Source organism: Glutamicibacter sp. BW77, assembly GCF_002332285.1.
GTDB lineage: Bacteria > Actinomycetota > Actinomycetes > Actinomycetales > Micrococcaceae > Glutamicibacter > Glutamicibacter bergerei.
The window spans coordinates 1-3,382 of sequence record NZ_NRGT01000005.1 but is presented as its reverse complement, the minus strand read 5'-3'; the positions used below and the strand labels follow the sequence as shown (position 1 = coordinate 3,382).

Annotated in this window: 3 protein-coding genes; all 3 read left to right on the top strand. The window is 57.2% G+C overall.

The features are described from left to right. Positions 1-256: 256 nt before the first annotated feature. The 3 genes from CIK74_RS00180 to CIK74_RS00170 all read left to right on the top strand — a co-directional run bounded on the left by CIK74_RS00180 (position 257) and on the right by CIK74_RS00170 (position 3,271). Positions 257-1,366 (top strand): site-specific integrase, encoded by a 1,110-nt coding sequence (locus tag CIK74_RS00180; RefSeq protein WP_096253691.1) that lies wholly within the window; start codon positions 257-259, stop codon positions 1,364-1,366. Further along, on the top strand, positions 1,363-1,704 hold the full coding sequence (locus CIK74_RS00175) for a helix-turn-helix transcriptional regulator (protein WP_096253690.1): 342 nt from the start codon (positions 1,363-1,365) through the stop codon (positions 1,702-1,704). The genes CIK74_RS00180 and CIK74_RS00175 overlap by 4 nt, the downstream gene beginning before the upstream one ends. 358 nt (positions 1,705-2,062) lie before the next feature. Continuing rightward, positions 2,063-3,271, top strand: a complete 1,209-nt coding sequence (locus CIK74_RS00170) for a hypothetical protein (RefSeq protein WP_096253689.1) — start codon at positions 2,063-2,065, stop codon at positions 3,269-3,271. The last annotated feature ends 111 nt before the right edge of the window (positions 3,272-3,382 follow it).

Genomic DNA, 3,382 nt, shown 5'->3' with positions numbered 1-3,382 from the left:
AAGTAGAAAAGACTCTATTTGCTCCTGCCGCACATGATGACATTTCGGGTAACGAACCGCATTGACCCCCAACTACCTTTTGACCTGAGCTTTATCAGTGGTGACGTCCGTCAGGCTGGCGATGTTCCTAGTCTAGAACGCCGCTAAAGATCCAGCGGCAATGTATGTGTTGACGTGCTTTTCCGACTCAGCTATTGCGAGTCTCGCAAATAATGTGCAAGAATCGCAATCCAGTTTCGAGCGCTGAGGACGGTCGATGGGCAACAACGAAAATGTTTTATTTGCTCCGTTCGGTGGGAACGATCCCGACCCGGACGCTTTCCTCAGCATGGTCTTGGATGGCTGGGCCCAGCAGCAAAGAGCAAAAGACTTCGCGCTAGCCACGATTCGGACCCGACGGAACGTGGTGATGAGTATGGTGGACTTCGCCGGTAGTTATCCGTGGGAATGGAGCCTCGGGGACGCTGACGACTTTTTCTCGCATGCCAGGGCTGTCCGAAACCTCTCCCATGGGACCGTTCGCGCCTATCAGGGTCATATTAAGCTCTTCTGCGAGTACGTCTGCGACCCTCATTATGACTGGTGCGAACAGAGCGCGAAGCTGTTCGGGCAAGTCTTCGCTCAGGTAGTTACCGAACTGAACCACATCACCCACGCCCAACCCTCCGAGGCACGCCCTGCCAAACGGCCGTTCACTCAGCGCGAGCTGCAGGAGCTCTTCGACTTAGCTGACGTTGAAGTCGAACGGATCTTGGACTCCGGCCGCAAAGGCGCTTTGGCCGCTTGGCGTGACGCGATCGCATTCAAGAGCGCCTACAGCTGGGGCTTGCGTGCCAACGAGTTGCGCCACCTTCAGGTCGTGGACTATTCGCGCAATGCGCAGGCACCCTATCTCGGCGAGCAGGGGGTGCTTCGCGTGCGCTGGGGGAAACCACACCGCGGTTCGGCGAAGAAACCCCGCTCAGTACTGACCATCTGGCCTTGGTCAGTGGAAATGATCCAGGATTGGATCCGCAATGGTCTCCCCCGCTACGGGCATCCCGTAAATGATCTTTTCCCCACCACAGGGGGCTCCATTGTCGGTGAGTCCCACCTGCTCGGTAAGCTACACACACTCATCGACGAACTCGGTTTCCCTCCCGGACTTGATCTCCATTCTTTCCGGCGCTCCTACGCCACCCATCTGATCACCGGTGAAGGATTCGACGTCACCTTCGTTCAGCTTCAGTTGGGCCATGAGCACGCGGCGACAACTTCGATCTATACGATGCCTTCGCCCGACTACCAACGTCTTGCGCTCGAACGGGCCCATGAACGCACTATCCAGGCCGCCCTTGGGCTGAAACCATCGAGGAGGAACTCATGAGCCGCCGCGAGATCACTTACAACTGGAAGCTACGCGAAATCATGGCACGACGCGGTGTCCATACCGCTAAGGACCTCGCTGAATTGCTTCACGAACGCGGTATTACCTTGACCCCCAACGCCATCTGGCGCATCGTTACCCAAGAGCCCGAACGAATAGCTTTCAAAGTCCTCGTTGCACTCTGCGACGCACTGGATGTCACCCCCAATGACCTCATCACCTACACCGTGACGGATGCCAAGACTCTCAGGCAGCGTAGCAACGCAACTGGGCAGAACCTTCCTGAACTGCGCCAGTACAGGCCAGTGCGCGCACGAATCGTTGAAGACGATGAGTAACCCGGGCCGTCCGGCCACGGGAGGCAACGGATCAGCCCGCATGCCCACGCTCGAGAACCTCACACCACAGAAGAAGAGAGGCCGTCCCCGCTCAACGGGCAACCACACCTGTTGCCGTTGTCAGCAGCTAGTCGCCAAGATTCGGGTCCGCTGGACAGACGGGTCAGTCTGCGGCGTATGCTTCACTCAAGCCACGCACACATACGGTACCTGCCCGGACTGCCGCGAGCACCGGATGCTCCCTGGCATCTCTTCTGCCACCGGTGAACCGATCTGCCGCGATTGCGCCGGCATTGCCACAGAGCTGACCTGCACCCGCTGCAGACGCGAAGCAGAACGATTCCGCGCAGGCTTATGCATGCAATGCACTCTCACCGACGACCTTACTGCTGTCCTCAAACCTAACGAAGATCTACGACTTCACCGCCTCATAAAGCTGCTCACAGAGACAGGGCGACCCGAGAGTATTTATACCTACATGCGTCCGGGCACCAAAGCCCGCCATCTCCTAGAAAAGATTGGAAACCGAAACCTCGCACTCACCCATGAGGCCTTCGACGAGCTACCCACCTCAACAGCTGCTGAGCACCTAAGAGCCTTGCTAATTCACCATCGCATGATGCCCGAGCGCGGAAACGAAAACCTCGCTCGTTTCGAGCAATGGATCACAGCCAGAGTCGCCTCCCTGCCCACTGACGGGACAAGCCATATAGTCGAACTCTTCGCCAGGTGGCGCCACCTCAAACGAATCCGCGACAAAGCCGCAGACCCGGAGACCAACCACAGTACCGCCATCAGCGCCGCGAAACAGGAAATCACCGAGGCAGGGAAACTTCTCCTCTGGCTCAAGGAGACGCACGATATCGGCGCAGAAAAGCTCCAACAGAAGCACATCGATGACTACCTGAGCAGTGGCCCCAGCACCCGAAAACACATCCGAAACTTCGTTCGCTGGCTCAATAGTCAGCCAAGCAGCCGCACCCATGAGCTTGATACGCCCTTCCGAAAAGCTCAAGCCAACCCAATGATTACCCACATGCAGCGGACTGAACTCGTGAGGAACTGTTTAGAACACCAGCAAGTAGCTCGGTCTACGCGCCTGGCTGGTTTGATTCTTTTGCTATGGGCACACCCGCTGAACAAGATCGTCCTGCTTCGCCGAGAACATCTCATCACTGCTCCGGACGGCATGCGCCTCAAGCTCGGAGCAACACCGGCCGCCGTACCCACAGCCCTCACTGAGCTGTTCTGGCAACAATTACAAAACCCTGAGAACAGCAACACCACGAATGCTGGCACCGACTGGCTCTTCCCCGGCACTCGTGCTGGCCAGCATCTACACCCGGACACCCTCGCCGGACGGCTCAAAGTCCTCGGCATCGATCCTCAAAGAGCACGCAACGCGACGCTGCGCAGCCTCACCCAGGAAGTTGACGGACGCACCCTCATGGACTTGCTTGGCTATAGTCCTGGAATCATCGCCCAGCATGCGTCAAGAGCAGCCGCACCTATGGCTGACTATATTGATCTGAAGAGGTCTGCTCCTCAGATTGAAGAGAACCCCTAGTCTTGAGGTTCTTCAAGCATCGGATCACTGACCTACAGCTCAGAAGCTCTCATCAGGGAGCCATCAAAAGTACCTGGATCCGGAGGAAACGGATAACAGGCTTTCCCATCA